This window comes from Staphylococcus sp. HMSC057A08 (assembly GCF_001812925.1).
In the GTDB taxonomy this organism is placed as follows: Bacteria; Bacillota; Bacilli; order Staphylococcales; family Staphylococcaceae; genus Staphylococcus; species Staphylococcus hominis.
Window position 1 is genome coordinate 106,285 of sequence record NZ_KV810847.1, and the last position, 26,167, is coordinate 132,451.

At 32.8% G+C, this 26,167-nt stretch carries 26 protein-coding genes, 1 pseudogene and 1 riboswitch; of the genes and pseudogenes, 13 read left to right on the top strand and 14 right to left on the bottom strand.

Going from position 1 to position 26,167, the window contains the following annotated elements:
- Window positions 1-130 precede the first annotated feature (130 nt).
- Window positions 131-769: a DUF5079 family protein gene (locus tag HMPREF2881_RS02405; RefSeq protein ID WP_002454689.1), complete on the bottom strand. Its 639-nt coding sequence runs from the start codon at window positions 767-769 to the stop codon at window positions 131-133.
- Window positions 770-1,149: 380 nt separating this feature from the next.
- On the opposite strand from HMPREF2881_RS02405, the gene HMPREF2881_RS02410 reads away from it, so the two are divergent.
- Complete coding sequence (locus HMPREF2881_RS02410; RefSeq protein WP_002449319.1) at window positions 1,150-1,413, top strand: hypothetical protein; 264 nt, start codon at window positions 1,150-1,152, stop codon at window positions 1,411-1,413.
- A gap of 227 nt (window positions 1,414-1,640) precedes the next feature.
- Here the strand turns inward: HMPREF2881_RS02410 and HMPREF2881_RS02415 are convergent, their stop codons facing one another.
- Both HMPREF2881_RS02415 and HMPREF2881_RS12000 read right to left on the bottom strand, forming a co-directional pair.
- Window positions 1,641-2,552: an ABC transporter substrate-binding protein gene (locus tag HMPREF2881_RS02415; RefSeq protein ID WP_002454691.1), complete on the bottom strand. Its 912-nt coding sequence runs from the start codon at window positions 2,550-2,552 to the stop codon at window positions 1,641-1,643.
- Window positions 2,553-2,612: 60 nt separating this feature from the next.
- Window positions 2,613-2,714: riboswitch (TPP riboswitch) on the bottom strand.
- A 322-nt stretch (window positions 2,715-3,036) separates the two neighbouring features.
- A pseudogene (locus HMPREF2881_RS12000) lies at window positions 3,037-3,120 on the bottom strand (hypothetical protein); the annotation flags it as partial.
- Between HMPREF2881_RS12000 and HMPREF2881_RS02420 the strand changes: the two are divergent.
- The 4 genes from HMPREF2881_RS02420 to bioB all read left to right on the top strand — a co-directional run bounded on the left by HMPREF2881_RS02420 (window position 3,080) and on the right by bioB (window position 7,426).
- Window positions 3,080-4,081 (top strand): PTS sugar transporter subunit IIC, encoded by a 1,002-nt coding sequence (locus tag HMPREF2881_RS02420; RefSeq protein ID WP_227945085.1) that lies wholly within the window; start codon window positions 3,080-3,082, stop codon window positions 4,079-4,081. The pseudogene HMPREF2881_RS12000 and the gene HMPREF2881_RS02420 sit on opposite strands and share 41 nt — an antisense overlap.
- A gap of 178 nt (window positions 4,082-4,259) precedes the next feature.
- Complete coding sequence (argF, locus tag HMPREF2881_RS02425) at window positions 4,260-5,258, top strand: ornithine carbamoyltransferase (RefSeq protein WP_002454693.1); 999 nt, start codon at window positions 4,260-4,262, stop codon at window positions 5,256-5,258.
- 20 nt (window positions 5,259-5,278) lie between these two features.
- Window positions 5,279-6,211 carry a carbamate kinase gene (gene arcC / locus HMPREF2881_RS02430; protein ID WP_002454694.1) on the top strand — a complete coding sequence of 311 codons (933 nt, stop codon included), beginning with the start codon at window positions 5,279-5,281 and terminating at the stop codon, window positions 6,209-6,211.
- A gap of 249 nt (window positions 6,212-6,460) precedes the next feature.
- Window positions 6,461-7,426: a biotin synthase BioB gene (bioB, locus tag HMPREF2881_RS02435; RefSeq protein ID WP_002454695.1), complete on the top strand. Its 966-nt coding sequence runs from the start codon at window positions 6,461-6,463 to the stop codon at window positions 7,424-7,426.
- Window positions 7,427-7,542: 116 nt separating this feature from the next.
- Here bioB and HMPREF2881_RS02440 read toward each other — a convergent pair whose 3' ends face one another.
- Window positions 7,543-9,150 carry a BCCT family transporter gene (locus HMPREF2881_RS02440; RefSeq protein WP_002454696.1) on the bottom strand — a complete coding sequence of 536 codons (1,608 nt, stop codon included), beginning with the start codon at window positions 9,148-9,150 and terminating at the stop codon, window positions 7,543-7,545.
- Between the two features lie 220 nt (window positions 9,151-9,370).
- Between HMPREF2881_RS02440 and nagA the strand changes: the two genes are divergently transcribed.
- Together nagA and HMPREF2881_RS02450 are read left to right on the top strand one after the other, a co-directional pair.
- Window positions 9,371-10,525, top strand: a complete 1,155-nt coding sequence (nagA, locus tag HMPREF2881_RS02445; RefSeq protein ID WP_002449216.1) for an N-acetylglucosamine-6-phosphate deacetylase — start codon at window positions 9,371-9,373, stop codon at window positions 10,523-10,525.
- Between the two features lie 131 nt (window positions 10,526-10,656).
- The gene (locus HMPREF2881_RS02450) at window positions 10,657-10,899 is read left to right on the top strand and encodes a hypothetical protein (RefSeq protein ID WP_002449323.1); all 243 of its coding nucleotides are present in this window, start codon (window positions 10,657-10,659) and stop codon (window positions 10,897-10,899) included.
- 51 nt (window positions 10,900-10,950) lie between these two features.
- Here the strand turns inward: HMPREF2881_RS02450 and nagB are convergent, their stop codons facing one another.
- Together nagB and HMPREF2881_RS02460 are read right to left on the bottom strand one after the other, a co-directional pair.
- The gene (gene nagB / locus HMPREF2881_RS02455; RefSeq protein WP_002454698.1) at window positions 10,951-11,682 is read right to left on the bottom strand and encodes a glucosamine-6-phosphate deaminase; all 732 of its coding nucleotides are present in this window, start codon (window positions 11,680-11,682) and stop codon (window positions 10,951-10,953) included.
- A 21-nt stretch (window positions 11,683-11,703) separates the two neighbouring features.
- Entirely contained in the window at window positions 11,704-12,378 is a 675-nt protein-coding gene (locus HMPREF2881_RS02460) for an N-acetylmannosamine-6-phosphate 2-epimerase (protein ID WP_002454699.1), read from the bottom strand.
- A 200-nt stretch (window positions 12,379-12,578) separates the two neighbouring features.
- On the opposite strand from HMPREF2881_RS02460, the gene HMPREF2881_RS02465 reads away from it, so the two are divergent.
- Window positions 12,579-13,385 carry a MurR/RpiR family transcriptional regulator gene (locus HMPREF2881_RS02465; protein ID WP_002488296.1) on the top strand — a complete coding sequence of 269 codons (807 nt, stop codon included), beginning with the start codon at window positions 12,579-12,581 and terminating at the stop codon, window positions 13,383-13,385.
- 41 nt (window positions 13,386-13,426) lie between these two features.
- Here HMPREF2881_RS02465 and HMPREF2881_RS02470 read toward each other — a convergent pair whose 3' ends face one another.
- Window positions 13,427-14,287, bottom strand: coding sequence for an ROK family protein (locus HMPREF2881_RS02470; RefSeq protein WP_002454701.1), 861 nt, complete (start codon window positions 14,285-14,287; stop codon window positions 13,427-13,429).
- Between the two features lie 229 nt (window positions 14,288-14,516).
- Here HMPREF2881_RS02470 and HMPREF2881_RS02475 point away from each other — a divergent pair, with 229 nt between their 5' ends.
- The 4 genes from HMPREF2881_RS02475 (at window position 14,517) to HMPREF2881_RS02490 (ending at window position 18,671) form a co-directional block, all read left to right on the top strand.
- Window positions 14,517-15,398, top strand: coding sequence for an N-acetylneuraminate lyase (locus tag HMPREF2881_RS02475; protein WP_002449422.1), 882 nt, complete (start codon window positions 14,517-14,519; stop codon window positions 15,396-15,398).
- 46 nt (window positions 15,399-15,444) lie between these two features.
- Window positions 15,445-16,977, top strand: a complete 1,533-nt coding sequence (locus tag HMPREF2881_RS02480) for a sodium:solute symporter family protein (protein ID WP_002454702.1) — start codon at window positions 15,445-15,447, stop codon at window positions 16,975-16,977.
- A gap of 107 nt (window positions 16,978-17,084) precedes the next feature.
- Window positions 17,085-17,912 carry a CPBP family intramembrane glutamic endopeptidase gene (locus HMPREF2881_RS02485; protein ID WP_002454703.1) on the top strand — a complete coding sequence of 276 codons (828 nt, stop codon included), beginning with the start codon at window positions 17,085-17,087 and terminating at the stop codon, window positions 17,910-17,912.
- 72 nt (window positions 17,913-17,984) lie between these two features.
- Complete coding sequence (locus HMPREF2881_RS02490; RefSeq protein ID WP_002488241.1) at window positions 17,985-18,671, top strand: NDxxF motif lipoprotein; 687 nt, start codon at window positions 17,985-17,987, stop codon at window positions 18,669-18,671.
- Between the two features lie 104 nt (window positions 18,672-18,775).
- Here HMPREF2881_RS02490 and HMPREF2881_RS02495 read toward each other — a convergent pair whose 3' ends face one another.
- The 7 genes from HMPREF2881_RS02495 to pcp form a co-directional block, all read right to left on the bottom strand.
- Window positions 18,776-19,579: a CPBP family intramembrane glutamic endopeptidase gene (locus HMPREF2881_RS02495; protein ID WP_002449357.1), complete on the bottom strand. Its 804-nt coding sequence runs from the start codon at window positions 19,577-19,579 to the stop codon at window positions 18,776-18,778.
- 154 nt (window positions 19,580-19,733) lie between these two features.
- Complete coding sequence (locus tag HMPREF2881_RS02500) at window positions 19,734-20,360, bottom strand: ATP-binding cassette domain-containing protein (protein ID WP_002449241.1); 627 nt, start codon at window positions 20,358-20,360, stop codon at window positions 19,734-19,736.
- Window positions 20,347-21,120, bottom strand: a complete 774-nt coding sequence (locus tag HMPREF2881_RS02505) for an ATP-binding cassette domain-containing protein (RefSeq protein WP_002449331.1) — start codon at window positions 21,118-21,120, stop codon at window positions 20,347-20,349. Before HMPREF2881_RS02505 ends, HMPREF2881_RS02500 begins: the two co-directional genes overlap by 14 nt.
- Window positions 21,087-21,854 (bottom strand): ABC transporter permease, encoded by a 768-nt coding sequence (locus tag HMPREF2881_RS02510; protein WP_002449346.1) that lies wholly within the window; start codon window positions 21,852-21,854, stop codon window positions 21,087-21,089. The genes HMPREF2881_RS02505 and HMPREF2881_RS02510 overlap by 34 nt, the downstream gene beginning before the upstream one ends.
- Window positions 21,844-22,803 (bottom strand): ABC transporter permease, encoded by a 960-nt coding sequence (locus HMPREF2881_RS02515; RefSeq protein ID WP_002449445.1) that lies wholly within the window; start codon window positions 22,801-22,803, stop codon window positions 21,844-21,846. Before HMPREF2881_RS02515 ends, HMPREF2881_RS02510 begins: the two co-directional genes overlap by 11 nt.
- Window positions 22,796-24,358: a nickel ABC transporter substrate-binding protein gene (locus tag HMPREF2881_RS02520; protein ID WP_037555798.1), complete on the bottom strand. Its 1,563-nt coding sequence runs from the start codon at window positions 24,356-24,358 to the stop codon at window positions 22,796-22,798. The genes HMPREF2881_RS02515 and HMPREF2881_RS02520 overlap by 8 nt, the downstream gene beginning before the upstream one ends.
- Before the next feature lie 161 nt (window positions 24,359-24,519).
- Window positions 24,520-25,158, bottom strand: a complete 639-nt coding sequence (pcp, locus tag HMPREF2881_RS02525) for a pyroglutamyl-peptidase I (protein ID WP_002488280.1) — start codon at window positions 25,156-25,158, stop codon at window positions 24,520-24,522.
- A 182-nt stretch (window positions 25,159-25,340) separates the two neighbouring features.
- Between pcp and HMPREF2881_RS02530 the strand changes: the two genes are divergently transcribed.
- The gene (locus HMPREF2881_RS02530) at window positions 25,341-26,114 is read left to right on the top strand and encodes an acetoin reductase (RefSeq protein WP_002488197.1); all 774 of its coding nucleotides are present in this window, start codon (window positions 25,341-25,343) and stop codon (window positions 26,112-26,114) included.
- Window positions 26,115-26,167: the final 53 nt, after the last annotated feature.

Genomic DNA, 26,167 nt, shown 5'->3' on the forward strand with positions numbered 1-26,167 from the left:
TGAAATAAAAAACGCTTGAATTTTTTTCATCGCCTCTTTCCAATAATATGGATGAATAGAAAATTCCATTTTGCTATATGAGACCTTATCAATACGTCTATTTTCATTATTACTTTCTTGTTATTGTTTTTTATTTGGTTTTTGTCTTTTTTGTCTCTGTGTACACGCGACCATACAGTAAATAATAAATAGTTACTAAAAAATTGCAGGCAAAAATATACAATATTGATATTAAAAATACAAAATTGGAATCGGCTATGTTTGGAATTGTTATATATTCTATAATTTTTTGTATATATATCAACGAAGCAATAGCCTTCAAAATGATAATGACGATTCTTTTATCATATTTTAACCACTTGGGAGAGAATCTCATTAGTAATACACTTAATATATGCATAGTTGTACAAACAAGTAATGTTATAAAACCGATATACCAATATTTATCCAAATAATATTGATGTTCAGCGGCTACAAAAAAATATAAATTATAAAAAGTTAGATACGAGACATAGAGACTTAATATATTTACTATTAAATATCGCTTCGCTTTATTTATGGGATTATCAATTTTCTTTTCAAAAAATTGGAATAGTCCAAGCAAATTAATAACTAATGCAAAACCTGTAGTAATGATTAGATAATTAGGTGTTCTTTCAAGTGTAAGATCAAATTGATATTGTATATATGAGAAAAATATAAACAATAATGAGAATATATTTACTACTTGTATTGCTGGTTTTCTTAAACGATTTAATGATTCTTCCAATTTATTTAGCCACCTTTATGAAAATATTGAACTGATAGATGTCCCAAAATGTTTTACATTATTATGCTATCAGAATTATGTTATCAGACATTAAATTTTTGAGACTCTTCCACACATTAGAATTTCTTATAACGCTCACTTTTTCATTAGATTTATCCTTAACAATATCAGTAGCAGATTTACCTCTGAAAAATTTCTATTCAGACAAGAGTAATATGCCTGTACCGACTACTAAATCTAATCCCGCTCCTATTGGTCCAGCAATATTTGCTCCTATAGAAGTTGAGAACTATGTTGATACATTTGAGAATCTTTTAATTAATATATGTAACATTTTGATAATATGAATTTATGAATAATTAAAAAGGAGCATTTTAGGTATGAAGCAATATATGTTATCAAAAGTATTGTTAAGTGTATCTATTGTAACAGAGTCTGTTGTAGCTCCAATAGTAGTATCTAATGCTGATCAAATTCATGCAGCTGACAAACAAGATGGTATTAGTAACTTAACTCAAAAAAATAAAAGTGTTCTACATTTATCTATTACCGATAGTAATATTACTGGTAAAATAAATGATAATGAAATCTTAACACTATCAGATGGTAAGACGACAAAACAAATTGGTATAAATGTACTTTAGGTACAGCTACTGATGCTGTTATTGACGGCATATCTGGTGGCGTTACTGGTGCTACAGCTTACATGTTCTTTCTCAATTAAGGAAAAATGAAGTAGTTCAGTTCTAGGTAGCGGCAATGCTAAAAATGAAGAAATATATTTAGATATTGAAGAGAATGGCAATATTTTAGAAGTAAAAGAGTCTCTTACAATTTAAAAATTGTAGAGACTCTGAATATAAACTTGAGTTTAGTTAGCATATCTACTAAATAGTAATTGATTTGTGAAATATTCTTTAGGTTCGATTGTTTTTTTAATTTTACCTGTTTCTTTTAACCATAATTGTAAATCATTGTAAAAGTCAGAACTCATTGATAAATCGTTAGTGAAACATTTTGCTGTGGCTTGTATTGTGGATTTGTTTAAATCTTCACTTACGTCTGTATTCGTATATGAAGAATAGATATTAATTGCTTCTTCAAGGTTAGTTTTAATATATTGAATTGCTTTTTGTATAACTTTAATAAATGTTTTGATTTTTTCTTCTTCAGAGTGTAACTTATCAGGGGTAGTGATAAAAATTAATTGGCAAAAGTCAGGAACATTGTAATCTTTTAATGCGAAATAATCGACATTTAATCCTTTACTTTTTGCTTCTAAAATTTCAAAGTTTTCAAAGATAAGTGTTGCTGCATCTGCTTTATCATTTAACAATGCATCAGTATGATAAAAACTATTATTTACTGGTATAATATCACCATCTGTATATTGAGCGCCATCAGCTTCAATCATGGTTTTTGCAATAGCAATACCACCAAGACCTGGAGCTCCTGGGTACTGGAGACGTTTGCCAATTAAATCTTTTGGTGTTTTAATACCTTTATCTTTTTTATACATTATACCGCCATTGGTATGTAAGAATCTTGCGAAGCCTACAACATTTTGGTTGGATGCTTTATCTTCTACTAAATGGATAGGTTCTGTAATTGCGATATCCATTGTACCTTTTTCGATTTCATCTAAAGCATCAAAATGTTCTTCAGGTTCAATCATCTCAATCTCTAAATTTTGTTCCTTAAACCATCCTTTTTCTATACCTAAAATTAATGGCATGTGATCAGGATTTAAAAACCATTCTAAACCAACTCTTAATTTCTCCATAAAAAAATCCTCCAATAACTCAATTTTCTACGCAAAAAAGTGAATACTGAAAGACGTCAAGTAATATGTAAGTCACTTTCCTACGATGGTACTAACCAACAGGTTTAAGGGTTGAAAGTAAGTACTTTCTCTCAGCAATCAATCGCACCCCTAGTGAATATGTTGTTATATACATTAACATAACATATATTCTAGGTTAATTAAATCTGATATTTTGTTTACATTTACTTTATCAGATTATTTCATTTGTATATTTATATCATTTTGTCGATCATTTCATAATGTATAAGATAGATATATTTTGAAGTAATTAAGTAAAAAATAAACGGAATTTTCAATTTAATTTAAAAAATTAAAAAATTCCGTGAAATATATTTCGTTTTTTAGTAAACTGTCTACTAAGGAAGAAAGTAAGTAGTGAGATATTGTTCGATTTGAAGCCATACCTCACATCTAAATTAAATATAAGGGGATGACAGTAGATTATGGATTTATTAATTGGTACGTTGTTTTTAGTTTTAGTCTTAGTGATTTTTACGTTATTTACATATAAAGCACCTAGTGGTATGCGTGCAATGGGAGCTTTAGCCAACGCAGCTATTGCGACATTTTTAGTAGAAGCTTTTAACAAATATGTAGGTGGAGAAGTATTTGGTATTAAATTTTTAGAACAACTAGGTGACGCTGCGGGAGGTCTTGGTGGTGTCGCTGCTGCTGGGTTAACGGCCTTAGCTATTGGTGTTTCACCTGTGTATGCATTAGTTATTGGAGCTGCTTGTGGTGGTTTAGACTTACTTCCAGGGTTCTTTGCTGGGTATATTGTAGGTTATCTTATGAAATATACAGAAAAATATGTTCCAGATGGTGTAGATCTTATTGGTTCAATCGTTCTTCTTGCACCACTTGCACGTTTAATTGCGACGGGTTTAACGCCAGTAGTGAATAATACATTACTAAAAATTGGTGACATTATTAAAAGTAGTACGGACACAAATCCAATTATAATGGGGATTATTCTTGGAGGCATTATTACCGTTGTAGGTACAGCACCGTTAAGTTCAATGGCTTTAACCGCATTACTTGGTTTAACTGGCGTGCCAATGGCCATTGGTGCTATGGCTGCATTTAGTTCGGCATTTATGAATGGTACGCTTTTCCATCGTTTAAAATTAGGCGATCGTAAATCAACAATTTCAGTAAGTATTGAACCGTTATCTCAAGCTGATATTGTCTCTGCTAATCCGATACCAGTGTATGTGACAAACTTCTTTGGAGGAGCTGCTGCAGGTTTAATTATCGCTTTATCTGGTATGATCAATGATGCAACAGGGACAGCAACACCAATTGCAGGATTCTTAGTGATGTTTGGCTTTAATAGTCCAATGAAAGTGATTATCTATGGTGTTGTAATGGCCATTGTAGGTGGTTTAGCAGGCTTCCTTGGTTCTCTTGCATTCAAAAAATATCCAATTGTTACAAAACAAGATATGATAGATCGTGAAGCAAAAAGAAAAGTTAAAACAGCATAAATATGAGTGACTTCTTTGTCAAAATATGGCAAAGAAGTTTTTTTGTTATATGTTTTGAATTTCTATCTTATATTTTTTATGTAATAATATAATAAAAAGTTACACATATTGTACTATCAATACACATTATATGTATTGGGTTTTAAATGTTAAATCTCTGACAAAGGAGTGGATCAAGATGCAAAATTTAAGAAATAGAAATTTTTTAACATTACTTGACTTTTCAAAAAAAGAAATGGAATTCTTACTTAATCTCTCTGAAGATTTAAAACGTGCAAAATATGCTGGTATTGAACAACAAAAACTTAAAGGTAAAACTATTGCTTTAATTTTCGAAAAAAATTCTACACGCACACGTTGTGCGTTTGAAACAGCCGCTTATGATCAAGGTGCTCATGTGACGTATCTTGGGCCGACAGGTACACAAATGGGAGTGAAAGAAACGGCTAAAGATACGGCTCGTGTTTTAGGTGGTATGTATGACGGTATCGAATATCGCGGATTTTCTCAACGTACTATTGAAGAAATTGCAGAATATGCGGGTGTGCCGGTTTGGAATGGTTTAACGAATGAAGATCATCCAACACAAGTGCTTGCTGATTTTTTAACTGCAAAAGAAGTATTAAAAAAACCTTATGAAGACATTCATTTCACATATATTGGTGATGGACGTAATAATATGGCAAATGCATTGATGCAAGGCGCAGCGATTATGGGGATGACTTTTCATCTTGTGTGTCCGAAAGAGTTAAGACCTAAAGATGAGTTACTAGAAACATGCCAGTCATTGGCTGATAAAAATGGCGGTACTATTTTAGTGACTGACAATATTGACCAAGGGGTGAAAGGATCGGATGTGATTGCTACAGATGTGTGGGTGTCGATGGGTGAGCCCGATGATATTTGGGAAGAACGTATTAAATTATTAGAACCTTATCGTGTAACAAAAGAATTAATAGAAAAAACAGGCAATCCACATACCATTTTTGAACACTGTTTACCTGCTTTCCATAATACAGAAACAGAAATTGGTAAACAAATTAAAGAAAAATATGGTTTGAATGAAATGGAAGTCACAGATGAGGTTTTCGAAAGTGATCGTTCTGTTGTCTTTCAAGAAGCCGAAAACAGAGCACATACGATTAAAGCAGTAATGGTGGCAACTTTAGGCGAATAGAGAAAAAGGGGGACCTATGGATGTCTAAAATCGTGGTCGCATTAGGTGGTAATGCTTTAGGAGAATCACCGAAAGAACAATTAGAGCTTGTAAAAGGAACAGCTCAATCATTAGTCGGTTTAATCAACAAAGGATATGAAGTGGTCATTAGTCATGGGAATGGACCACAAGTGGGAAGTATTAATTTAGGGTTAAATTATGCAGCGGAACATGAACAAGGCCCGCCTTTCCCATTCCCTGAATGTGGCGCAATGAGTCAGGCGTATATAGGTTATCAGATGCAAGAAAGCTTACTTAATGAATTACATGCACTAGGGATTAATAAAGAAGTCGTGACACTTGTGACACAAGTCGAAGTAGCAAACGATGATCCAGCGTTTCAACATCCAACGAAACCTATTGGCTTATTTTATACAAAAGAAAAAGCAGATAAAATGAAACAAGAAAAAGAATATGCATTTATGGAGGATGCAGGACGTGGATATCGTCGCGTTGTGCCTTCTCCTCAACCCATTAATATTGTTGAACTTGATAGTATTGAAACACTCATTAAACATGGCACGCTTGTGATTGCAGCTGGTGGTGGCGGTATCCCAGTTGTTAAGGAACAAAGTGGTCGTTATCAAGGGGTCGATGCAGTCATTGATAAAGATAAGACAAGTGCATTACTTGCAGCGCATTTACAATCGGATCAATTAATTATTTTAACAGCCGTTGATTATGTTTATATTAATTACGGAAAAGACAATCAAAAAGGACTAGGTGACGTCACAGTCGATGATATGAAAGGATATATTGCCGATAATCAATTTGCGAAAGGCAGTATGTTGCCAAAAGTAGAAGCAGCTCTTCAATTTATTGAAAAGAATCCCAAAGGTAGTGTGTTGATTACTTCTTTATCAGGTTTAGATGATGCGTTAGAAGGTAAAATTGGTACACGTATTACAAAATAAATAGTTATATTAAATCGCTTGAGCCTAATATATGTATTTTACATATGTAGGCTCAAGTTTTTTTATGAGTTATTCAAATATCTAATGGTTACAAGTTACACTTCGGGTTGTCTGAGGTTATATTCATAGACCATTTCATTTTAAAACATCCTTTGATTTAATCAAGGAATAATGTAAACTTATAATTATATAAAGTTTACAATTATGAGTTTTATTAGTGTATTTTAAAAGATAGGAGTGACAAACATCATGACATTAAATCTAGCAGAACGTGTATTGAATGGAGAAGCGTTAACTAAAGAAGAGTGTCTAAGTCTATTTCAAGACGAGACGATTGATACGTTTGAATTATTAAATGAAGCCTATATAGTAAGAAAGCATTACTATGGTAAAAAAGTAAAACTTAATATGATTCTCAACGCGAAAAGTGGCATTTGTCCAGAAGATTGTGGTTACTGTGGGCAATCTGTCAAAATGAAAGAAAAACAGCGTTATGCTTTGGTAGATCAAGAACAAATTAAAGCAGGGGCACAAGTCGCGACAGACCATAAAATTGGGACGTATTGTATTGTAATGAGTGGACGTGGTCCTTCGAATAAAGAAGTAAATCATATTTGTGATACGGTAGAAGATATTAAAGCTATTCATCCACAACTTAAAATTTGTGCGTGTTTAGGTTTGGTTGATGATGAACAAGCAACACAGTTAAAAGAAGCTGGTGTCGATCGGTATAATCATAATTTAAATACAAGTGAACGTTATCACGAGGAAGTTGTGACAACACATACATATGAAGACCGTGTGAATACAGTTGAAGTGATGAAAGCACATCACATTTCACCTTGTTCTGGCGTGATTTGTGGAATGGGAGAAACAGATGAAGATATTATCGATATGGCATTTGCGTTGAAAGAGATTGATGCAGACAGTATTCCAGTAAATTTCTTACATCCGATTAAAGGTACCAAGTTTGGTGGGTTAGACTTATTATCTCCAACAAAGTGTTTACGTATCTTAGCTCTGTTTAGACTGATTAATCCCACAAAAGAAATTCGAATTGCGGGTGGTCGTGAAGTCAATTTACGTTCACTTCAAGCAACTGCACTTCAAGCGGCTAACTCTATCTTTGTAGGCGATTACTTAGTGACAGGCGGACAGCCTAATGAACTTGATTACCAAATGATTGAAGATATGGGATTTGAAATAGATGGGTAATGATATATAGATAAAAGAAACGTTCTCACTAAAAAATAGGGAGAACGTTTTTATTTTTGTTATTAGAGTTTCATACTACATAGTAATGAGTCAATTAAATACATATAAATTTATGTTTATGATTTTTCCGAATGATCATTATTTAGAGTTTTACTATCCTTTTCGCGTTTTTCGAGTGGAATAGAGTAATCTTTATCATCCTTAACATATGACATTTGGAAATGTTTTGTATGTTCTCGTCGTAAGGCACGCATAATTGAAATAGTCATCAAAAGTAAAATAATTGAAAATGGTAAGCCAGTTACAACAGAGGCTGTTTGTAGACTTGTGAGTCCACCTGCAATGGTCATTGCGACTGAAATCGCACCAATTAATAAACCCCAAATGACTTTATGTTTTATTTTTGGATTCTCACTACCTCCTGTTGCCATTCCAGCAACAATATGCGTTGTTGAGTCAGCACTTGTGACAATGAATAAAAAGATTAACAAAATGGCAAGACCGCTTGTAATATCAGATAATGGAAATTTTGATAATAATTCAAATAAAGCAACCGTATAATCTTTATCTACAAGACTAGCAATTTTATCGCCACCCATAGCAAATTTGACAGCCATACCACCGAAGCCACAAATCCAAACGAATGAAATGAGTGGAGGTACTATAAGCACACACATAATAAATTCTCGAATGGTGCGACCGCGTGATACACGTGCAACGAAACCTCCAATAAATGGTGACCAAGAAATAACCCATGCCCAATAGAAGACAGTCCATTGTTGAATCCAAGCATTGTTATTTGTATACGGATCAATACGTAAACTATATTCGACAAAGTGTCTTATGTAGTCTCCGATAGCAAGTGTGTAAGATTCAAAGATAAATTTTAAATCCCCGAAGATAAGCATGAAAACAAGTAATAAAGCGCCTAATATAATATTAAGGTTACTCAGCCATTTTACGCCTCGTCCTAGACCTGTAATACCAGATCCAATGAAAATAATCATCATTAATACTGTAATCGAAATTTTAGTGATATTGTTATTTGGTACCTGCAAGACATGATTTAACCCACCACTAATTTGCATAATACCCAGTCCAATTGATGTTGCTATCCCCATTACGGTAGCAATAATTGCTAAGATATCAATGATATTTCGAAAAGGACGTTTATAGGCTTCACCGAAGACAGGTTCCATAGCAGTAGAAATTAAACCATTTCGTTTTTTACGGAATTGAAAGTATGCGACGATAAGCCCAGCCATTGCAAAAATAGACCATTGTGAGATTCCCCAATGAAAAAAGGTATAACCCATAGCAAGACGTGCAGATTCTGGTGATTGATCTGGCACTTTTCCTGGGAAAGGAGAATGAAGATAGTGTGTCAGTGGTTCTGCAACTCCCCAAAAGACAATACCAACACCTAAGCCAGCAGAAAATAACATGCCAATCCATGACATGAAAGAAAATTCAGGTTCTTCATTATCGTCTCCTAATTTGAACCGACCATATCTAGAAGTAGCTAAAGAAATTAGAAAAATATCTAAAATAAATATAATAAGTAAGAAAAGCCAACCAAAAGTATTTGAAATAAAATCGTACATCGTTTGAGCGTGTGTACCAAATGTCTTAGGAAATATACCAGCAATTGCAGTGATAATAATAATAATAGACACTGAAATGATATAAACCAGTCTGTTATTTCTTTTACGTTTGTCATTCATGAATCAATTAAGTCATCCCTTTATAAATTAGTTGTTTTGATTATACATATAATTATGAGTATTTTCAAAATTCATTTTAATCGTTTATAAATTACTTTAAAGAAAGTTAACATTAAATTTGAAAATTTTTTCCAAAAGAAGAAATTGCCTAATGATGACAATATGAAATGATATAATATCTTTGAAATGATAAGAAATTTTATAGAAAAGAAGGGGTATCATGTCTCAATATGTCATTACAAATGGAAGAATTTATACGGAAGCACAAGTTATTGAAAAAGGGTATCTTGTCGTAGAAAATGGCAAAATTAGTGATATTCAAAAAGGTGATTATAAAGGTCATTTAAATCAAATAGATGTAGCAGGAAAGCATGTGTTACCAGGTTTTATCGATATTCATATTCATGGTGGCTATGGAGAAGATGCGATGGATGCATCGTATGACGGCTTAAATCATTTAGCTAAACAATTATTGTCTGAAGGGACAACAACATTTTTAGCAACAACGATGACGCAATCTGATGAGAATATTGAAAAAGCATTAAAAAATATTGTCGCATGTTATGAAAATCAAACGTTAGGTGAAGCAGCTGAAATCAGTGGTGTACATTTAGAAGGACCATTTATTTCTGAACATAAAGTGGGTGCTCAAAATCCTAAATATGTACAACGTCCCACTGTTGATAAAATTCGACATTTTCAAGAGGTAGCGAAAGGATTAATTAAAATCATTACTTTTGCGCCAGAAGTCGAAGGCGCTCATGACACGTTAAATGAATTGCGTGATGAGATTATTTTTTCAATGGGACATACTGTCGCCACATTTGAAGAAGCAAATGAAGCGGTAGAACGAGGTGCGAAACATGTAACGCATCTTTACAACGCTGCAACACCTTTTGAGCATCGTAATCCAGGTGTATTTGGTGCCGCTTGGACCAATCAAAGTTTAAACACTGAAATTATTGGTGATGGTATTCATTCACATCCTGCTGCTGTAGATATTGCATATAAGCAAAAAGGATATACTCACATGTATTTAATTACAGATGCCATGCGTGCCAAAGGTATGAAAGATGGTGAGTATGATTTAGGTGGACAAAATGTGATTGTTAAAGGGAAAGAAGCACGTTTAGAAAATGGCGCACTTGCAGGCAGTATTTTAAAAATGAATGAAGGACTGCATAATTTAATTCAATTTACGCATGATAGTTTAGACCACTTATGGCGAGTGGCAAGTTTAAATCAAGCCATTGCGCTTAATATAGATAAGCAAAAAGGAAGCTTAAGCATAGGAAAAGATGCAGATATCGTAATTGTTGACGACCATATACAAGTGGATACAACAATTAAATCAGGTACCATTCATCATTTTTAAGACTCCCCGTATAGTGAAAAATGAATAATTTAGTATCTCTTTATCTTTTTAGGTTTATATATATGAAGTTTAGTGTATATACATAGTAAATCTACATAATATATGAAGTTGAAGTAAAGGAGGGATAGATAATGCAAAATGATTTGAGATTTCCAAGTGCAAAAAATTTCTTTACTACTTTAGGATGGTTATCGGTCATTGCTTTATTAGCAGTTGTGGTGGTCAATGCGCTTTATAATAGTTCTTTTAAAAGTTGGTCAGATATCAGTGTGAAATTCACTCAAACGGATTTAATTTTCTTAATTACTTTCGCAATTATTGCGATAGTTTGTATTATTATTTCATTGCTTTTAAAATTATTTAAACATCCATAGGAAGTAAAGTTAACATATTAAAAGGGACAGAACTCGAACGTTCTGTCCTTTTTAGTGGTTTAAATAATTAAATATGACATCATCAATGATAATATCTACATTCGGATGCGTTTGTAAAATAGAGGCAGGTAATGTTTCAGTTTTTGAACCATTCACTAAACGATCAATAGCTTCTTGTTTACGTTCTCCAAAAGCTAATAAAATGATACGTTTTGCGCGCATAATAGATTGTAATCCCATAGAAATGGCTTGTTTTGGAACATCATCAATCGTATCAAAATGAATACTATTTGCTTTAATCGTAGAATCAGTTAAATCTACAACTCGTGTTTGACTATCAAAAGATGTACCTGGTTCGTTGAAACCGATATGACCATTTTCTCCAATACCTAATAATTGAATATCGGGTTCTCCTATAGAGGATAGACGCTGTTCATAAGCATGTGCTTCGTCTTCAAGATCAGGTGCGTCTCCTCTTGGAATGTAGATATGATTTTCATTCCATTCGTTATGATTAAATAACAGCTCATGCATATATGTGTAGTAGCTTTGAGGGTGTGATGAATTAAGACCCACATACTCATCTAAGTTAAATGTTTTAATATCATTTAAATTCACACGATTTGCCGTTAATAATTCAGATAATCGTGGATAGATCTCTGTCATCGTATTACCTGTCGCTAATCCAAGAGTAGCTGTCGGCGTACTTTGTACTAACTTTAACAACTCAACTGCCACATAATCACTTGCGATAGATTTGTTTTTTAAATTGATCAATTTCATCATCTAAACGCCTCCATATGTTTATGAATGATTTTTTACTGCTTCAACAAATCGTTCGGTAATTTGTTTAGGTCGTGTAATCGCACCACCAACTACTGTACAATGAACACCAAGTTCGTTCACTTTTTTATACATGTCAGGTGTGATGACATTACCCTCTGCAATGACTTTTGTGTTTACTTGATTAAGTACTTCTTTTAAAAATTCAAAATCATTTTCATATAATATATGACCCTTTGTATAAGATGTATACCCTCTTAGAGTGGTTCCAATATAGTCAAAACCTAATTGATCTGCATAAATAGCTTCTTCAATCGTTGAGATATCAGCCATAATTTCAATATCAGGCGCTTTTTCTCTAATATATTTCACAAGTTCTTCAAGAGGTTCTTTTGGACGTTTTTGTTTAGTAGCATCTAAAGCAATGACTTCACAACCGCTTTCAATGAGTTCATTTACCTCTTTTGAAGTTGCAGTTATAAATACACTTGAGTTAGTGTAATCTCGTTTAACAATTCCGATAACTGGTAAATTGATTTCCTTGCGAATAGCTACAATATCTTCTATAGAGTTAGCACGTATACCTACTGCACCGCCTTGATAAGCAGCTAAAGCCATTTTTGACATAATGAACGAAGAATGTAAAGGTTCTTCAGGTAAAGCTTGGCAAGAAACGATTAATCCTTGTGGTAACATATCATTCACTCCGTAACATTTATATTTATAAATAGAATATATCGAGTTTGTGGTTATTTATACAATACTGTTGAATTGATTTACTCATATCATAACATTAAGAAAATTATTATCAATTTAAAATTATAAATTGAAAAATATTTTCATTTATAATAAATTAGACATAAGTTATTTAATTGAGTAAAGAGGATGATTGTAAAATGAAATTTGAAAATAGAGTTCAGCGTTGTCGTCATTTATTAACAAAAACAGATAAACGAATTATAGAATATATACAAAAGCATCCACTTGATGATAGTTTCTCAACAATTAATTCATTGGCTTATGCAATTGAAACATCGCCAGCTACAATAACGCGTTTCAGTAACAAATTAAATTACGATAATTTTCAAGATATGAAGTTTAGTTTGCAACATGAAAAATCAGAGAAATCTGTAGAAAATGCACCATTAGTACAACTTATACATCGTTATCATCAAAATATCATTCAACAAACTGGAGAGTTTATTTCTGAGGAAAAAATTAAACGCTTAGCACATAATTTAAAAACATGTAGACAGGTGAATTTCGCAGGTTTAGGGAGTTCAGGTTTAACAACAAGTGAATTTTATTATCGTGCCATGCGTATGGGGATAAAAGGTTTAGTATCCACAGATGCTCATCAAATGAAGATTTCTGCGTCATTATTATCATCGAATGATATGTTTGTAGCAATTTCAAATAGTGGGGAAACAAGTGAGCTTATCGATGCGGCTAAAATAGCACGAAATCAAGGCGCTTATGTTGTTGTAATTACTAATTTTGAAGGAAGCACAATTACTAAAAATGCAGATTTAGTGCTGATTACGTCTGCGCAGTCCAATAATAATGATACAAGATTTATTAATTCACAAATTGCAACTCACTTTTTATTAGATCTTGTGAGTTACATTCTTCTTGGAGATCCTTACATGCATAAACTCTATCAACAAACACGTCAAGTTGTGCTAAACCATGGGAGCAAATAAATAAGAGGACTAGAATGCGTAGTCCTCCATGTTTATAACTACTATTGTATTGCACCGTACAAAGCTGCATTATTACCGCTTCGAGTCGTCTGAAGACGTGCTATTCCATAATGAGGCGGAAGGTAATAATGAATTTTAGGCTTAATATATTTTAATAGTGTATCTTTTTGAGAAGAGATACCTCCACCAATCAAGATAAGTTCAGGATCATAGATAATTTGTAATTGAGCGATACCTTCAGCTACTGAATGGCTCCACTCTTCTAAAATATTGATTGCTACAGTGTCATTTTCTTCAGCTAATTCAAATAATTTTGGTACGTTAGTGTCATACTTAAAGTGATGTAATAGCATTAAATCTTTTAGCGCTGAAGTTGAAGCTCTTTGTTCAAATGTTTTGTCATCGGAAGAACGATAAAGCAAATAACCAATTTCATTTGCTCGATGACGTGCACCTTGATAGATTCCAATAGATTTATTATAAAATGCACCGCCAATTCCTGTTCCTAAAGTAAGACAAAAGATGTTATTTTCTTCATAATTATGCAAAGAAAGCTCCCCAAGTAATGCTGCATCTACATCGTTGTAAACAGTTATATTTGAGGACAATTCCTTGAAAACATTTAAAAAATTTGTACCATCAAAATTTTGAATAGTTGGTCCAGTGTAAACAATTTCTCCACGAGTTGAATCTACAACGCCAGCACTTGAGATACCAATGTGAGGATTTTTAAGCTGATATTTTTTTATAAATGCATCAATGATTAAGTATATTTCGTTCGTTATTAAAATGTGAATATTGTCTGGAGTAGCAATGGTTTTATAATCAATAATGTTTAATTCATTGTTAATTACTGCAAGTTTTATATTAGTGCCCCCGATATCAACTGCAATTTTATACATATAAAAAACCTCCTTAGTTTTCTTTATAACTACTATAAATCATTTTTAGTCCTCTAGTTTTAATTTGAAAATTATTTTCATTAAATTTAGAATTATTTGTTAATATTTTTCATATAGTATTGTATAAAAATATGATAGCGTTTACAATTCGAAATATAAATAGAATATATTGCTGTTGAATTAATAATAAAATTATAAAAAATTCAGATTATATATTGGAGGATTTCGAATGGAAGAACAATTAAAAGGATTATATGCAGCATTACTTGTCCCATTTGATGAAAATGGTCAAGTTAAAGAAGAAGGATTAAAACAAATCGCAAAGAATGCAATAGAAGTTGAACAATTAGACGGTTTATATGTAAATGGAAGTTCTGGAGAAAATTTCTTAATTAGTAAAGAACAAAAGAAACAAATCTTTAAAGTTGTAAAAGAAGCGGTTGGAAATGATGTGAAATTAATTGCTCAAGTAGGTTCACTAGATCTAAATGAGGCCATTGAACTTGGAAAGTATGCCACAAATTTAGGATATGATGCATTATCAGCAGTAACACCATTCTATTATCCGTTTTCTTTTGAAGAGATTAAGCAATATTACTTCGATATTATTGAAGCAACGCAAAATAAAATGATAATTTATGCCATTCCGGATTTGACTGGTGTAAATATTAGTATCAACCAATTTGAAGAATTGTTTGATAATGAAAAAATTGTAGGAGTAAAATATACTGCGCCAAATTTCTTCTTACTTGAAAGAATTAGAAAAGCATTTCCAGATAAGTTGATTTTGTCTGGATTTGATGAAATGTTAGTTCAAGCAGTTATTTCTGGAGTAGATGGTGCAATTGGTTCTACATATAATGTGAATGGCCGTCGTGCACGTCAAATTTATGATTTAGCTCGTGAAGGTAAAGTTGAAGAAGCTTATAAAATTCAACATGATACTAATAATATTATTGAAACAGTTTTAAGCATGGGTATTTACCCTACTTTAAAAGAAATATTAAAAACACGAGGCATCGATGGTGGAGTACCTAAACGTCCATTTTCACCATTTAATGAAGCAAATCGTAAAGAATTAAATCAATTAATTGAAACTTATAACTTGTAATTACGACACAATTTAAACGACAGAATATAAACAAGGGGTGTTCCTTATGCAACATATAGGATTTGGGTTATGGAATTGGATAGCAGTTATCGTCTATCTTGTGGCAATGTTATTAGTAGGTGCCTATTTTACTAAACGTGCAAGCCAAGATACTGATAGTTTCTTTAAAGCAAGCGGACGTTTACCATCGTGGGCAATTGGTTTTTCTATTTATGCGACTACATTAAGTGCAATTACGTTTATGTCTACACCTGAAAAAGCTTTTTTAACTGATTGGGCCTATATAGCAGGAAATATTGCAATTGTAGCAATCATTCCAATATTAATTGCTTTTTATGTTCCATTCTTTAAAAAATTACATGTAACTTCAGCTTATGAGTATTTAGAAGCACGATTTGGACCAAGTATACGTTTAATTGGATCATTATTATTTATTATTTTTCACTTAGGACGTATTGCAATCGTTATTTATTTACCAACTTTAGCAATAACTGCTGTATCTGATATTAATCCATACATTGTAGCAAGTTTAGTAGGTATTTTATGTATTTTATATACATTTTTAGGTGGATTCGAAGGAGTCGTTTGGAGTGATTTTATCCAAGGTGTCATTTTACTTGGTGGAGCACTGCTTATCATTATCATCGGTGCTTTTGAAATAAAAGGTGGATTTGGCACAATTGTACATGATGCTATTGCGAATAAAAAAATTCTTAGCGCAGATAATTGGAAACTTAACTCAGCAGCAGCGGCGATCCCAATTATTTTCCTGGGAAATATTTTTAATAATTTACATCAATATACAGCGAGCCAAGATGTAGTACAACGTTATCAAGCATCAGAATCTATGGAAGAAACCAAAAAATCATTATGGACAAATGGTGTCTTAGCACTAATTTCAGCGCCTATTTTCTATGGCATGGGTACGATGATGTATTCATTTTATCAGCATCAAGAAACATTGCCTAAAGGTTTTAATACATCATCAATTGTTCCATATTTTATTTTGACTGAAATGCCCCCATTTATTGGTGGATTACTTATTGCAGCAATATTCGCTGCAGCACAATCAACAATTTCATCAAGTTTAAATTCAATTTCAGCATGTACTTCTGAAGATATTAAACATCGCTTCTTTGGAAAAAAGGATGATAAATCAGAAGTGAAATTTGCTCGATTAATTATTGTGATAGCAGGTTTATTAAGCTATGGTATTTCGATGTATTTAATTGCAGCAGATTCTAATAATTTATGGGATTTATTCTTACTTATTACTGGATTATTTGGTGTGCCGTTAGCTGGAATATTTGCAGTTGGGATATTCACAAGACGTGCAAATACATTTGGTGTCATTGTCGGACTATTTGCAGGAGTAATTATCGCTTATTTACTTCATGGAATAGGTGGAGGAAACTCACCATTTTACGTATCAATTATTTCATTTTTAGTTGCTTTTATTTTAGGTTATATCGTAAGCTTGCTTGTACCATCTAAAAATGTAAAAGATATTACTGGTTTAACGATTTACGACAAAAATAAAGCTTCTACATATATATCTAAAATAGCAAAAAGAAATTGATTTTTAATATTAAGAGAGTAGGAAAATGAATTCATTGTCAATTCAATCTTACTCTTTTTTCTATGCTATGATAAATTTATATACATCACTTATATTGGAGAATAACAATGAAAATAATAAAAATTATTGGTATGTTTCTTTTAGCGATAATCATTATGGGAATTTCTCAAATAATCTCGCTATTATTTGATATAATTATACCATTTTATGGAATCGGAACGATTTTATCGAGTATCACTTATATTTTACTTACATTTCTCGTCGTAAGATGGATAATTACTCATGTATTTAAAGAAACTCTATCTTCATATCGAATGACAAAACCTGTATTTCATCCGATTTATTTGATTTTAGGGATTGCATTACCGTGCGTAATATATGCGATTTATTTTATTTTTATACCGGGAGATTTTAAGGTACATCATTTTAATTCAATCAGTAAGACGATACACGACTTGAGTTACATTATTTTTATGCAAGCTGCAGCTGGTGCTATTGTCGAGGAAATGGTGTGTCGAGGTCTTTTAATGGGCTATATTGAAAAGAAAACAAACATTCGAATAGCAATCATCGTTACTTCACTGTTCTTTGGCGTCATTCATTTATTGAATGGTGCTCTAAATGTGACAAGTTTCTTTTTATTGTTAGTTAGTGGCACTTTAGTTGGTATGATGTTTGGTATAGCAACGTATCGATTTAACACCATTTGGGCGAGTATCACCTTGCATTTCTTTTGGAATGTCTTTCAAATCGTTTATATCACTACAAAAGAAACTGACTATAACGTCTTTCAATATGTTTTACGTTTTAAAAATATGGTGCTTACAGGAGGACAGTTTGGTTTTGAAACATCTATCGTCTCTACGATAGGCTATATCGTGGTGATTATTGTTCTGTTAATGTGCCGTACGCCATATAAAGGTAGCAACTTATAACGCATTCAAAAGTAGTTGTAATTGTTCTATACTTAAAGTAAAGATAAATAAACGTAGTTAAGGAGAAAAGTTATGAAAAAGATAGTGATAGTAACACTTATTCTCATATTATCTATTGGCTTAGTGGGATGTCATCGATTGTCTAAAGAGGATAGTGACCCTTCGGACAAAGCAAATACACAAGAAGAACATTCAACAGAAGAAAATAAGAATTCTGATGATCAAGATATCAGTCTAGAACCAGATACAAAGATACCGGATCATGTTTTTGAAAAAACATCAGTACGACATGTACAGATTTCTGAAAAAACGATTAAAAAAGATATTAAAACGTATAGTAACATTGATAAAAAAATCAATGATACGATGAATACATATAAAATGAAATTATATTCCAATCAAAAGTTATCCAACACAGAAGCGAACAAATTAAAAAAGCTTGTTCAATTAGAGAATGAGAATGATACAAATTTTGCACAATACATTCAAAATAATCAGATGCCAAATAATGATTATGTGATCTATACTGATAAAATAAGTCGTTATATTTCAACAGCCAATCGCATAGAGCAAAAAAGTTTAGAAATCTCATTAAAATCGGATGATGATACATCTATTTTTAATGATATTGAGCAAGTGAATAAAGATCAAGACATTGTAAATGATCAAGAAAAACAAGATATTGCCAATTTCTTGGAAGATAAAAATATTAAAACTGAAACATTTAATGAGGATTCAAATCATATTGATATAGATTGATCGAATGAATTAAAAAAGGAGTGGACCGACGAATTCAAAATGAATTCCGTTCCACTCCTTTTTTGGCGAAATAGTTGTCGACTTCATTTAACAGGTATCCTTTTTTAGCTAAACATTGCGATAAAGTAACTCACAATAATCACAATACCCGTTACACCATTATGAATCATATGAACCATCATACTATCTCTAACGTTATGACGACGATGATAAGCGAGATAGAACACCATCCCCATTATGATATACATTAAGACCGCAACCCAATTTGAAATACCATGTTGGGAAGCAAAAATAAGTGAGGATAAAATAAATGGTAACCAGAAACTGCTACGTTTAAATAGCGTTTCTTTAAAGATACCTCGATAAATTAATTCTTCTAAATAGGGAGCTACAAACGTAAGGGTGAGTGCAAATACTATGACAGGAAACGCTTGTCCAAGTTGATCGGGAGAAGGTTTCGCGCCTTGAAAGTTACCCAGTAATGCCTTATCATTTTCTGTCTGTGCTTGACCTGTTATTGCCATCATTAGAAAACTCATTCCAATGACAATAACGCGAAGTAATAGTGCCCATCCGATATTAATCATAATATCTTTGCGTTTAAACGGTTTAATTGGCTCATATGTATGCCGTTGATAATAACGTCTAACCAGCCAAATAACGACAGCGGCTAACAGCATAAATAATAATGTTGCTAGTGTTCCACTTGTAACATCCATTTTTGCAGAAAAATTAGTAATAAATAAAATAAGAACAATAGGAATCTGAGCAAGTAACATCCATCCTATAAAAATAAGAACATTTAAGAAGCGATTCCCTTTAGGATAATGTTCATCTTTTTTATGATAATGAGAGTCAAGATTTGAATCTGAATGCATACGTGTTTCTGTAATACCTTGTTGAGTCATGGTTGTATCACCTCTAATGTTTTTATTTGAACTACGTATACTGCAACTTGAACATAACATACTCTGATTTCAACCTACAACTTACTTTATAAAATATTTGAACTATTTATGAAAAGAGTGAGACAAAACTCGTTGTCCCACTCTTTATTTTGAATTAACCAATATTTAAATGTTTACCAGGTAAAGCTTTCAATAAATATGAATCATGTGTAATGATAATTAACTGTAAATGTTGAAATTCTCTTAACATTTGTAAGATGATATCTTCGTTCACCATATCTAAATTTGTTGTTGCTTCATCTAAAATCAAGACATCTGGTTCTACAAGCAAAGCTTTTGCTATCCATAGCCTTTGGAATTGGCCACCACTTAAAGTACTCACTTTTTTACCAAGTAATTGTGATTCTAACTTACATTGCGACATGACTTCTTTTATTCTGTCCTCATGTATAGCTTTAGGATAATGAAAATGAATTAAAGGTTGTTTTAATATCCAATGAACTGTTTTATTTGGATCAAGTGTACTCGAATGATATTGAGGCACATATTGGATATGTTTCATCCATTTGTGTTGTGAAATATGGCCAAGTTCTAAATCGTTATATATGAGTGTACCTTGATAATTTGAATCTAATCCTGCAATAATTTGAGCCAAAGTAGACTTTCCGCTTCCACTTACGCCACTTATCAATAAATGATCGTGTGTCTCTAATGTATAATTAAAATTTTTAAATATCTGTTTATTAGAAAAAGCTTTATTTAACTGTTTAATCTGTAACATATTGATATCTCCTATTAGCTAGTTCAATCAATTGCTTCGTGTAAGCATGCTGAGGATCACGTAAAATATCAGAAGCACGCCCTGTTTCTACAATGTTTCCGTTTAGCATGACACTGATATGTGTTGCATAGTTTAAGACTAAGTTTAAATCATGAGTTACAAATAGCACTGTCATATCATGTTCTGTCACTACATGATGCAGTAGAGCCATTAAACTATGACGATTGTGTTGATCTAGCGCACTAGTCGGTTCATCTGCAATTAAAAACTGTGCTTCTCTTACAATAGCCATGACAAGTGCAACTCGTTGTGCCATACCACCACTCAATTCAAAAGGATACTGATAATAAATGGATTCAGGTTGGTCCAATCCGAGATGTTTAAATTGACGTAATACAAATGCTTTTTGCTGATCACGTGTTAATGAAGATGACATAGAGTCAAACAATGCATCAAAGTGGCGGTTGATACGAACATTTTGGAAAAAATTGCGATTCGCATCTTGGAACATTGCATCCGTTTGTGTTAAATCGAGATGAATCTCACCACGATAGGTTAAATCATCTTCTTTCATATTCAGTACAGTACGTGTAAGTAAAGATTTACCACTCCCACTTTCTCCAATTAAACAATGAAAGCTTCCTTTTTCAATCTTTAAATGTATCTGTTTAAGTAATGGTTCATGTTTGTGATAAACAGATACATCATTGATATAAAGGACTGTATCTAATGTAGGTGACGACGATTGAGTATTTGACATATGAGTGCGAACCCTCCTAATAAGACACCTGGAAAGATAAATAACCAGGGCGCAGAATAGAAATAACTTTTACCGTCATGTAAAATGGCGCCTAATTCAGGAATAGGGGGTTTTACTCCTAAACCAATAAAGGCGAGACCGGAAATACTTAACATTAACTTACCAAAATCTGCAGTAACAAGTGCCATAATGTCACTGATGAGATGTGGCACAATGTGATGTATTGTAACTTGGAACTTCGACATCCCACTAAGTGGCGCAAATTTAACGAACGGTTGTGTCATCGTGTCACGTGCTAAATTTCTGAAATACCGCAAATAGCGACCGAGCCAGCCGATGATGAGTGCAAGACATAATCCTACTACAGAATTATTAATAAAACCAAGGACGACAAGCGCGATAATGATAGCTGGTAAAGCGATTAACATATCTGCAAGTGCCATAATGATAGAATCTAACCATTTACCTACTATAGCTGAAATAAGACCAATGATCAGTCCAAGCACGATTGTCCCTATCATAATGAATGCAGTAAGACCAAGTGTAATCAAGCTACCTACAAATAGTCGTGTTAGAAAATCTCTACCCAAATCATCCGTACCAAGTAAATGATGTAAACTTGGGGGACGTAATGCTTGAGATTGATGAATTTGATTTGCTTTATCATATAGGGCATAAGCGAGTACAGCTAAAATGATTATTGCAATAGGCCATATGAAATGTTTAATCTTCATACGTTACTCGCCCTCCTAACGTTTTCGACATATTCAAACGAGGGTCACTTTTTTCTAGTAAAATATCACCCAGGAAATTCAATATCATAATGATTGTAATCATCATCATTAGAATACCTAGAATGAGTGGATAATCCCGAAGATTAATACTAATAATAAGCAATTTTCCTAACCCTGAAATACTAAAAATGACTTCTAAAATAATGACTCGACTGAATAAACGAATAAAATTATTAATTGTAATCGTAAGTAATGGCGCTAAGATGTCTTTAACTTGTACGTAAATACGATCTTTTAATTTAAACTGACGTAATGAGGCAAGTTGGTATGCTTCATTACGAAGTGTACGTTCAAATAGATGACTGCTGAGTAAAACCATATGACTCCCTTCAACTAAGACTAAAATAGCGATAGGTAGAATAAAGTATTCAAAGCTATAACTTCCAACAAATGGTAGAAGATGCCATTTCACACCGAAATAGTAAATAAAAATAATGGCTAACCAATATTCTGGTAGTGATGTCACCACTTGAGACGCACGTAATATGAATATAGACCACTTTTTCTTAGGATAATTCCCACAGAGATAGCCAATAATATAGCCAAGTGGAAATAAGATGATGGCTGAGATAAAAATAAGTTTCAAGGTAGGAGCAACGGCTTTAGCAATACGGTCAGTGACAGGCTCGCCGTTACTAAAGCTCGTGCCTAAATCGCCTGTAAATGCATGGCCTAACCATTGTAAATAACGAATAGGCAATGCTTGGCTTAATCCAAGTTTATCTTGAGCCATCTTAATTCGTTCATCTGTGATTTGTGCGACACCATGTTCATGTAGATATTGAATCGCTGGATTTCCAGTTGTATGTTCAAGTAGCACAAATAAGATAAACGAAATAATAATGAAATATAATATAAGTTTAAGTAAATGTTTAATCATACTAATCATGATGAGATACCTTCAATTTATCGTAATTAATGGGTGCATCCGTTTGTCCTGAGAATTCGAATTGCTTAATTTTAGGACTTGTAACAAACACTTCGTTTGGATAAGCAATTGGCACTTCAAGATACTGTTGATTGATGCGATGTGAGATGTGATTAAATGCACGTTGTTGATCATCCTTATTGGTAATGGTTGAGAAGCGGTTAAGCATTGTTGTTAGCTGAACATCGTTTGCGAACATACCGGGCTTATCTCCGTCTTGCTTAAAGCGTGCATTTAAAAAGTTATATGGCATGAGCGCATTCGTATAAGAACGATAGAAAATAAGATCATAATCTTTTCGGATAGTGAGTGTTTCATAATACGTTTGGGCATCTAAAACGTTAATATCCAAATGAATACCTACGTTTTTCAAATCTTGTTGCATAATTTCTGCTTTTGTTTTCCATTCAGGAAATTCATCAGTTTGTAGCGCTAATTTTAAAGAAAGGTCTCGTCCATTTTTTTCAAAGTAGCCCCGATCATTTTTTTTATAGCCTAATTGTTCTAATAAGCGTGTCGCTTGAGTAGGATTATATGAATGGGTGTGTTGATTTGTATCATTCACGAATTCTACGCCGTCTTGGAATAATCCTTTAAGCTGCTTATTTGATGATAAGTGATCAGTATTAATCGCTTTACTGATTACTTCGCGCATCTTTTTATTTTGAAGTAATGAGACCTCTGGATTAAAGGCCATGAACTGTGTTTCTGTACTTGGATATTGTTTTACCTTTAAATCTTGATTACGGTATGACTCCTTGATTTGTTGAGGAGTCAAATGTCCTAGTGAACCCCCTGTAATATCAATAGAATGACTTTCCATTGCAAGATGTCTCGAATCGCTATCTTCAATTGTTTGAAAAATTAAATCGTAATCCAATGGATGATGGTTGTGATAATAAGGATTCGGTTTAAAAGTCACAGTCTCATTTGTTGAATCTGCTACTTTGAATGGTCCTGTACCAATCGCTTTTTCAAATTTTCCAGTGGTTTTACCATCTTTTACCGCATGTGGACTCATGATACGTAGCGGACGTATTTGTGATAATTCATTTAATACTTGATTTGATGGCATTTTCAAATGAATATCTACAGTATAGTTATCTTTAATAGTAACCGACTTCAGTTTATCTAATGTTTCCATAGGATTCGTTTTATCTGTCGCTTTCGCACGTTCAATTGAAAATTTGACTGCTTTCGCATCAAAGTTCGAACCATCATTAAATTTAATATGGTGTTTTAAGTGAAACGTATAATCTTTTCCGTTATTAGAGACTTTCCAAGATTTAGCCAAACCAGGCTCAATCTTTCCATTTTCTCCATATGTAACAAGAGGTTGGTATATTGCACTGTAGACAGGCATCGGAACATCAAACGCTTGTGCATCTAACTGGCTCGGGTTAAATTCTCGTGCAAGAGATACTTTCACCTCTTTGTGTTGATGATGATCATGTGTACATCCAGTTAATAGGAGAGACGCACACATCATGAATGACAAAAGCAGATGCTTTCTCAAATTTAAAACCTCTTTCAATTTATATTTGTCACTTATTAATAATACACGGTAATATTTATTTTGAAAATAAAAAACGTCTACAAAATTATATATTTTGTAGACGAAAAGAATCGTTTTAATTATAGAATTTGTATCTTATATATCACTAATTATCTTATTTTCTAATGTGTTTCTCCTAAAGCTACTTTAACATTAGGGAGGTCTGAAATCGCATTGATTGCTGCTGTAATTCCTTTTGTAATCGTATCTAAAGACAGCGAAGGTGTATTAGGTTTATCTATGACTTGTTCTGGAATAAAGGGAACATGGATAAAGCCAAATCGTAAGTTAGGATAAAACTTATCTGCAAGGTAGCCTAATTGATAAAGTACATGATTGCAGACAAATGTGCCTGCGGTATTCGATAAACTTGCTGGAACACCCGCTTTTTTAATCGCTTCTGTCATTGATTTTATAGGAAGATTTGAAAAGTAGGCTGGTGCACCATCTGGATGAATGGCAACATCAATGGGTTGATTTCCTTTATTATCCGCAATACGTGCATCATCAATATTAATGCCTACACGTTCAGGTGTAATATTAAAACGTCCCCCTGCTTGTCCAATCGATAATACCACGTCGTAATGATGATGTTCTAATTCATGTTGAATCACATCTTTTGATTTGTGAAATACAGTTGGGATTTCTAATGTTGTAATGGTATGTGCCCCAATAGTAGGGTCCAGTTGTCTAACCGCTTCTAATGCCGGATTTACCTTTTCTCCGCCAAACGGATCAAATGCAGTAACTAAAATATTCATAAGAAAACCTCTCCTTTAATTTTTTACAGTTTAATACGTAAGGTATAAACACTTATTTACATCATTAAACAGATGATGATATAAGGCAACGTAAAAGATATATGAACAGTTTGTGAATTATTTAAAATTAAGAATAAAATTAAACTAGAAGGGTAAAATAATTATGTAAAAGGAGTGGTATTATGACAAAAACAGCAGTCATTACAGGTTCAGCAGCAGGATTAGGAAAAGGAATTGCTCAACGTTTAGCCAATGATGGATTTAATATTGTGATTCAAGATATTAATCAAAAAGCTCTAGAAAAAACAGAACAAGAATTTAAAGAGAATGGATATAACGTGGTAGCATTTCATAGTGATGTTTCTAAGAAAAAAGAGCAAGAAGAATTAGTTCAATTTGCAGTGGCAGAATTTGGTCAAATTGATGTATTTGTAAATAATGCTGGTGTAGATGCGGTATCACCTATTTTAGATATTACAGAAGATGAATTGGATAAATTATTCCATATAAATGTATATGGCACGTTATTTGGAATTCAAGCGGCAGCAAAACAGTTTATTAAGCAAAATAGTAAAGGTAAAATCATTAACGCATGCAGTATTGCAGGACATGAATCTTATGAGGTATTAGGTACATACTGTGCTACTAAACATTCAGTACGTTCTCTCACTCAAACTGCAGCGAAAGAATTAGCTGAAAAAGGTATTACGGTGAATGCTTATTGTCCTGGAGTTGCTAAAACTGAAATGTGGGATCGTATTGATGCTGAAATGGTTAAATTAGATAGTAATCTAAAACCTGGTGAAGCATTTGAACAGTTCTCATCAGCAATTAAACTCGGGCGTTATCAAGAACCAAAAGATGTGGCTTCTTTAGTATCATTCTTAGCATCATCAGATTCAGATTATATTACTGGACAAGCCATTTTAACTGATGGTGGACTAGTTTATAGATAAAATAAAGAATGATAAAAGTGAAAAAATAACAAGCCTCTCTTACAATTTAATGT

What these genes read in the sequence shown, in the direction of transcription:
- HMPREF2881_RS02410 (WP_002449319.1), top strand. Translation starts at nt 1,150, where the DNA reads ATGAAGCAATATATGTTATCAAAAGTATTGTTAAGTGTATCTATTGTA.
- HMPREF2881_RS02415 (WP_002454691.1), bottom strand. Translation starts at nt 2,552, where the DNA reads ATGGAGAAATTAAGAGTTGGTTTAGAATGGTTTTTAAATCCTGATCAC.
- argF (WP_002454693.1), top strand. Translation starts at nt 4,260, where the DNA reads ATGCAAAATTTAAGAAATAGAAATTTTTTAACATTACTTGACTTTTCA.
- arcC (WP_002454694.1), top strand. Translation starts at nt 5,279, where the DNA reads ATGTCTAAAATCGTGGTCGCATTAGGTGGTAATGCTTTAGGAGAATCA.
- bioB (WP_002454695.1), top strand. Translation starts at nt 6,461, where the DNA reads ATGACATTAAATCTAGCAGAACGTGTATTGAATGGAGAAGCGTTAACT.
- HMPREF2881_RS02440 (WP_002454696.1), bottom strand. Translation starts at nt 9,150, where the DNA reads ATGAATGACAAACGTAAAAGAAATAACAGACTGGTTTATATCATTTCA.
- nagA (WP_002449216.1), top strand. Translation starts at nt 9,371, where the DNA reads ATGTCTCAATATGTCATTACAAATGGAAGAATTTATACGGAAGCACAA.
- HMPREF2881_RS02450 (WP_002449323.1), top strand. Translation starts at nt 10,657, where the DNA reads ATGCAAAATGATTTGAGATTTCCAAGTGCAAAAAATTTCTTTACTACT.
- nagB (WP_002454698.1), bottom strand. Translation starts at nt 11,682, where the DNA reads ATGAAATTGATCAATTTAAAAAACAAATCTATCGCAAGTGATTATGTG.
- HMPREF2881_RS02460 (WP_002454699.1), bottom strand. Translation starts at nt 12,378, where the DNA reads ATGTTACCACAAGGATTAATCGTTTCTTGCCAAGCTTTACCTGAAGAA.
- HMPREF2881_RS02465 (WP_002488296.1), top strand. Translation starts at nt 12,579, where the DNA reads ATGAAATTTGAAAATAGAGTTCAGCGTTGTCGTCATTTATTAACAAAA.
- HMPREF2881_RS02470 (WP_002454701.1), bottom strand. Translation starts at nt 14,287, where the DNA reads ATGTATAAAATTGCAGTTGATATCGGGGGCACTAATATAAAACTTGCA.
- HMPREF2881_RS02475 (WP_002449422.1), top strand. Translation starts at nt 14,517, where the DNA reads ATGGAAGAACAATTAAAAGGATTATATGCAGCATTACTTGTCCCATTT.
- HMPREF2881_RS02480 (WP_002454702.1), top strand. Translation starts at nt 15,445, where the DNA reads ATGCAACATATAGGATTTGGGTTATGGAATTGGATAGCAGTTATCGTC.
- HMPREF2881_RS02485 (WP_002454703.1), top strand. Translation starts at nt 17,085, where the DNA reads ATGAAAATAATAAAAATTATTGGTATGTTTCTTTTAGCGATAATCATT.
- HMPREF2881_RS02490 (WP_002488241.1), top strand. Translation starts at nt 17,985, where the DNA reads ATGAAAAAGATAGTGATAGTAACACTTATTCTCATATTATCTATTGGC.
- HMPREF2881_RS02495 (WP_002449357.1), bottom strand. Translation starts at nt 19,579, where the DNA reads ATGACTCAACAAGGTATTACAGAAACACGTATGCATTCAGATTCAAAT.
- HMPREF2881_RS02500 (WP_002449241.1), bottom strand. Translation starts at nt 20,360, where the DNA reads ATGTTACAGATTAAACAGTTAAATAAAGCTTTTTCTAATAAACAGATA.
- HMPREF2881_RS02505 (WP_002449331.1), bottom strand. Translation starts at nt 21,120, where the DNA reads ATGTCAAATACTCAATCGTCGTCACCTACATTAGATACAGTCCTTTAT.
- HMPREF2881_RS02510 (WP_002449346.1), bottom strand. Translation starts at nt 21,854, where the DNA reads ATGAAGATTAAACATTTCATATGGCCTATTGCAATAATCATTTTAGCT.
- HMPREF2881_RS02515 (WP_002449445.1), bottom strand. Translation starts at nt 22,803, where the DNA reads ATGATTAGTATGATTAAACATTTACTTAAACTTATATTATATTTCATT.
- pcp (WP_002488280.1), bottom strand. Translation starts at nt 25,158, where the DNA reads ATGAATATTTTAGTTACTGCATTTGATCCGTTTGGCGGAGAAAAGGTA.
- HMPREF2881_RS02530 (WP_002488197.1), top strand. Translation starts at nt 25,341, where the DNA reads ATGACAAAAACAGCAGTCATTACAGGTTCAGCAGCAGGATTAGGAAAA.